The organism is Bradyrhizobium sp. CCBAU 11386 (assembly GCF_028128955.1).
Taxonomy (GTDB): domain Bacteria; phylum Pseudomonadota; class Alphaproteobacteria; order Rhizobiales; family Xanthobacteraceae; genus Bradyrhizobium.
The window spans coordinates 34,631-40,634 of record NZ_LBKA01000031.1 but is presented as its reverse complement, the minus strand read 5'-3'; the positions used below and the strand labels follow the sequence as shown (position 1 = coordinate 40,634).

The window sequence follows — 6,004 nt, the reverse complement described above, 5'->3', positions numbered from 1 at the left end:
ATCGATATCGTCGATACGTCGCTGAGCGACACCGACAACAACTCGAACGTCACCTTCAGCTTCAGCGAGGCCCCGGTCGGCTTCACGCTCGGCGACATTTCCGCCACCAACGGCACCGTCACCGGCCTGGTGATGGACGACGCCACCCATTACCACGCCACCTTCACCGCCGATGACGGCTTTGCCGGCACCGGTACGGTAGCGGTGGGGACGGGCTATACCGACGCGGCTGGCAACACCGGCGTGGCCGGTTCCGACACGGTCACGATTGACCGGGCGAACCCGACGGTTGCGGTGGACATCGTCGCCACCTCGCTCAGCGACACCACCTCGACCTCAAACGTGACCTTCACGTTCAGCGAGGCGCCGGTCGGCTTCACCGTCGCCGACATCACGTCGACCAACGGATCGATCAGCGGTTTCGCCCAGGACGACGCCACCCATTATCATGCCACGTTCACGGCGACCGACGGCTTTGCCGGCACTGGTACGGTAGCAGTGGGGACGGGCTATACCGACGCGGCCGGCAACACCGGGGTGGCGGGCTCCGACACGGTCACGATTGACCGGGCGAACCCGACCGTTAGCAGCGAGGCCATCACTAGCGCCACCGGTATCCAGAACAGCACGCTCAATGCGGGCGACGTGGTGAGCGTGACGGCGACGTTCAGCGAGGCAGTGACGGTGACCGGCACACCGCAGCTGCAGCTCAACATTGGTGGTACACTAGTGCAGGCTAACTATGCTTCCGGCAGCGGTAGTTCCGCGCTGGTGTTTACCTACACCATCCTTGCAGGCCAGACCGACGCTAACGGCATCAGCATCAATGCCAATGCCTTGAGCCTGAACAGTGGGACGATCAAGGATGCAGCCGGTAACGTTGCAACTCTGACGGCTGCGGCGGTTACAGACAACGCCAGCTACAAGGTCGACACAGCGGCGCCGACGGTGAGTAGCGAGGCCATAAGTAGCGTCACTGGAATTCAGAGCAACTGGGCGAATGCGGGTGACGTGGCGAGTGTCACGGTGACGATGAACGAAACGGTGACGGTGACCGGCACGCCGCAGCTGCAGCTCAACATTGGCGGCACCTTGGTGCAGGCTAACTATTCCTCGGGAAGTGGCAGTGGGACGCTGGTGTTTACCTACGCCATTCTTGCAGGGCAGACCGATGGCAATGGCATCAGCATCAATGCGAACGCCTTGAGCCTAAATGGCGGCGCGATTACCGATGCGGCGGGCAACGCAGCAACTTTAACGGCTGCGGCTGTCACGGACAACGCCAGCTTCAAGGTCGATACCACTGCGCCGGCTGCATCCGGCGGTACAACTAACCTCGTAAACAATGGCAATGGTAACTTCTCGATCTCGGCTATCACCGATTCCGGGTCGGGCGTGGCGTCAGTCCACGTCCAAAACAACGCAAATCTAAGTTTCTCCTTTGATGCAAACCTTACTTCCGGAACAGCGGCGAACGGGACGTGGACAAAGTCGGGTACCTCCTCGGTTGGCAATAATGACAGCTTGACGATCACTCTGACGGACATTGCTGGCAACGTGACCACGGTTTCGGCTTCCGGTCCCGCGGGCATCGCGGGTGAGGCCATAAATTTAGGATTGGCCGACCCAGCAGATCGCGTCGGTGCCTCCTTGGTCACGGTCGCTGGGATTCCAGCGGGTTTTAGCTTGAGCGAGGGCACAAACAACGGCGATGGAACCTGGACGGTCCAGAGTAGCAATATTGCCGCGCTAACGGTCACATCACCTAGCACTTACACCGGTGCATTGGTGCTCAATGTGCAGGAGACTTGGATCAACGCTGACGGCAGCACTGGACACGCGGTCGTCATTGATAACATTGAAGCATATGCACAAGGTTCTCCAATCTTCGCACTGTCCGGTGATGACTTCCTGACCGGCTCCAGTGGCCACGACATGTTCGTGTTCTCGCAACCAATCGGGCATGACGTGATCTACAGTTTCGACGCCGCCTCGGATCAGATTGATCTGGTCGGATACGCCGACTTCACCGGCTTCAGCGACATCCAGGCGCACATGGCCAACGACGCTGCCGGCAATGCGGTGATTACGCTCGCCGACGGCCAGTCGATCACGCTAAATGGGGTCGATTCTTCTTCGCTCACCGCAAGCGACTTCGTGTTCGATCAAACCCCGGTCACCGAGAACGCCGGCCACATGGTGATCAGCGACGGGGCGATCCTGCCGCTCTCCGGCATCATCGACAACACCGGTGCCATCGAGTTGAACTCGACTGGAAGCGAGACCGACCTCGAGCTCATCGAACACGGCATTACGCTCCAGGGCCATGGGCAGGTCGTCCTGTCCGATAGCAGTCAGAACCTGATCACCGGAACGGTTTCGGACGTCACGCTGACGAACGTGGACAACACGATCTCCGGCGCCGGCCGCCTCGGGGATGGGGTCATGGTGCTGGTCAATCAAGGCACGATCATCGCCACCGGCACCAATGCACTCGACATCGATACCGGAGCTAACGCCGTAACCAACACCGGCACGCTCGAGGCAACCGGAACCGGTGGACTTTTGGTCCACAGCGACCTGATCAATACGGGCGTGTTGTGGGCCAATGGCGGCAACGTCACAATCGACGGCAATGTCAGCGGTAACGGAACGGCTCAGATTAGCGGTTCGGCCACACTCGAGTTCGGAGCGGCCTCATCTTCCAATGTAGCGCTCGACGCCCAAGCGACCGGGACAATCGTGCTCCATGACTCCTTCGACTTTAGCGGCGTCGTGTCCGGATTTAACGGGAATGACCACCTGGATCTCCTCGATGTGGCATTCGGGGCCGGCACGACCGCGAGCTATGTTGTAAATCAGGCCGGTACTGGAGGAACCCTGTCGGTGACCGACGGAGTCCACACCGCCAATGTTACCCTGTTGGGCCAGTACGACCCCGCGGGCTTCCAGACAGAGGCAGACAAGAACACGGGAACGCTTATCTGCTACCACGACTACCTGGCCTGATGCGCTGCGAGAAAGTGGGCGGGGCGAATGTTGCGGCCCCGCCTTCGGACGACGATGTCCGGCATTCGGCATTAATTTTGAAGAGGGGCGGATTTTCCGCTGATAAGAGGTCGTCGGAACACCAGTTCTTACTGGCTTGCGAGGTGGCGCACAGAGCTGCTACACACTCCGCGCGTCGCTCCGATTTCTGAAGTGATTTCAGGCCCCTGAGAGGGTCGGCGAACTGGCTGAGTACCCTCCCGCCCCAGCCAGATCTCAAGCTGTTGAGTTCATTCGGTAAGCAGTTTTACCCCAGTCACGTCTTTTGGGCGCGTTTGGAAACACCGATTCTAAGGCTCGGTTTCTAAGGCTCGTCCAGAATCGAACTAAACGGCGTGGCCATGCTGGCTTATCTCCGAGGCTTCCATCCCAACATATTACCGCGGAAGCTGATTGGGGGGCTGTTTTGCCCTCATCGTAGAATAGGGTGCCACGGCGAACGAAGCGGACAACCGGTCGAGATGAATTGCAGCCGTGCCGCAGTCCGCCCAGCCGGCGGTCTCGGGGGGCGGTCGTTGCCCGCTACCGGGGACCATTACGACTGCAAATCGCGTGGCCTTCGTTTCCTTGGCCGACCGGAACGATGGAGACCCCGCACTTTCTGCTGTTGAAAAAGCTCCCCGCATACGTCACGCAACCACTGGCTTGCCGGGTCGTGATGGAAGCGGGCGTGCCAATATTGCTTCACCGTAAAGCCGGCGATCGCCAGCGGGCAATCGATCACGCTCAGTCCGTAATAATGAGCCAACGTTTCGCCAATGTGCCTTGGCAGGGTGGCGATCAGGTCGGTCGTCCCGATGATCGCGGGTAACCCCAAAAAGCCCGGCAGCTCAAGCGCAACGTCAAGGACTATTCGCTGCTCCTGTAGCGCGGTCGCGAGCAACTGATGTCCAGTGCCGGAGCGAATGAGAACGTGCGCCTCACGCCTGAAATCCTTTGCGGTGATGCGGTCGCGGATCCGGGCATGTCTTGCGTTCGCCAAGCAGACCCAATCCTGTGGAAAGAGCGCCTGTTGGAAGTGTCCAGCGTCGAGGTCCGAGATGTAGCCGAGCGCCAGATCGGCCTCGCCGGACTGCAGCATTCGCGGGGTATCGGCGCCGATCTGTGCCGCCTCGATGCGGATGCCCGGCGCAACACCACGAACATAGGCGAGGATGGCCGGAAGCAGCGTGATGTGGCTCGCATCCGTCATGCAGATGACGAAGCGGCGTTTTGCAGTCGCCGGATCGAACTCTGGGCGAAGCTCCGCCAGACGTCGCAGCATCTCCAACGCCTGCCGGGCCGTGCCGATGAGAGCCTCGGCGCGTGGGGTCGGCAGCATTCCTTCTGCCGACCGGATGAAGAGCGGATCGTCCAACTCCTTTCGCAGGCGCGCCAGCCAGATGGAAATGGTCGGCTGGCTCTGACCGAGCTTCTCGGCGGCCTTGGTGACGCTGCCCGTGGAGAACAACGCGTCAAACAGCCGGAGCAGTCGCGGCTCCAACAGGTTCGTCTCGGACGGGTCTAAGGGCTTCATTGCGATCTGCAATAATGGTTATAAGGATCATAGCATATCCAAATACTACGCAGCCTGCTAGCACGCTTCCAACGCCAAAATCGGCGAGGGAGAAGCGTTCGGATGAGGATCTGCTTTGTCGGAGCGGGAGCCTTGGGGTCGACCATCGGCGGCACGCTGGCGCGCGGCGGTGCCGAGGTTTGGTTGATCGATCCGTTTCAGGCTCATGTCGACGCGATCAATGTCGGTGGTCTGCGGATGCTCGAAGGTGGCGCCGAGACCGTCGTGAAGGTCTCTGCCTGCACCTCCGCGGACCAGGTCGGCAACGTGGCGGACCTCGTCATCGTCCTCGTCAAATCCTACCACACGCGGGACGCGATCCGGGCGGCGGCGCCGGTCATCGGACCGCAGACGATTGTGATGTCGCTGCAAAATGGCCTTGGCCACGAGGACATCCTTTCGGAGGAAGTCGGTCGTGACCGGGTCATGGCGGGTAAGACCTACGTCGGCGGCGTGCTGCTCGGACCCGGTCATGTTCGCTCCGGGGTCGTCGGCAAGGAAACCATCATCGGCGAGCTCGATGGACGCTTGACCGAACGCGCACAGCGGATTTCCGAGACGTTCAATCGTGCCGGCGTTCTCACGCTGCTCAGCGACAACATCCTGGGCACGATGTGGGACAAGCTGTTCATCAACGTTGCCGGCGGCGGAATCACCGCCGTTACCGGCCTGACTTATGGCGGTCTCTATTCGCTGCCGATCCTGGAAGATTGCGCGCTGGCCGCGATTTCAGAGGGCATCGCGGTCGCGCAGGCGGCTGGCGTGAAGATCTCGATCACCGACCCGCGGCGCGCTTGGACGATGGCATCCGCTGGTCTACCGCCCGAGTTCAAGACCTCGATGTTGCAAAGTTTGCAGTCCGGCAACTTGACTGAGATCGACTACATCCACGGCTCCGTCGTGCGCTGGGGCGCCAGGCTCAACGTCCCGACCCCCGTCAATTCCACCCTTGTCGCGCTGGTCAAGGGCATCGAATACGCCCGCAGCGACTATCCTGGAAGGTCCTGAGACGATGTCGCTGCCCCGTGCCTACGTCGAACACGTCGCGATCCGTGTGCCGGACGTTGATCGTCACGTTGGCTTCTTTCGTGAGGTGCTTGGTCTTGCCATTCGCGACGAGCAACCCGCCGATGGTGCCCGCCCGCGTCAGGTATGGGTGCTCGGAAGCGTGCAACTCATCGAAGATCCCGATTTTGTCGGACCTGAGGGCCGCCTCGCCCATCTCGGCATCATGGTCGACGATTACGCAGGTGTGCTCGCCCGTGCCGCCGCCTGGGGCGCTAAGGCGCTGCCCGCGGGACCAAACTGGCTCGAGCTGCCGGGCGGGCTGAACGTCGAAATCTTGCAAGCCAGTGCAGGCGCTGTGGAAGCCGCCCTGGCGATCAATCCACGGGCCTAAGG

General features: G+C 60.9%; 4 protein-coding genes. 3 read left to right on the top strand and 1 reads right to left on the bottom strand.

The features are described 5' to 3' along the window. Positions 1–3,009 (top strand): beta strand repeat-containing protein (locus XI09_RS07455; RefSeq protein ID WP_271566300.1); only part of this gene is annotated, 3,009 nt, incomplete at its 5' end. Positions 3,010–3,583: 574 nt separating this feature from the next. Here the strand turns inward: XI09_RS07455 and XI09_RS07450 are convergent. Then, positions 3,584–4,564, bottom strand: a complete 981-nt coding sequence (locus XI09_RS07450) for a LysR family transcriptional regulator (RefSeq protein WP_271566299.1) — start codon at positions 4,562–4,564, stop codon at positions 3,584–3,586. Between the two features lie 102 nt (positions 4,565–4,666). On the opposite strand from XI09_RS07450, the gene XI09_RS07445 reads away from it, so the two are divergent. Continuing rightward, positions 4,667–5,611 (top strand): ketopantoate reductase family protein, encoded by a 945-nt coding sequence (locus XI09_RS07445; protein WP_271566298.1) that lies wholly within the window; start codon positions 4,667–4,669, stop codon positions 5,609–5,611. A 4-nt stretch (positions 5,612–5,615) separates the two neighbouring features. Next, positions 5,616–6,002 carry a VOC family protein gene (locus XI09_RS07440; RefSeq protein ID WP_271566297.1) on the top strand — a complete coding sequence of 129 codons (387 nt, stop codon included), beginning with the start codon at positions 5,616–5,618 and terminating at the stop codon, positions 6,000–6,002. Positions 6,003–6,004: the final 2 nt, after the last annotated feature.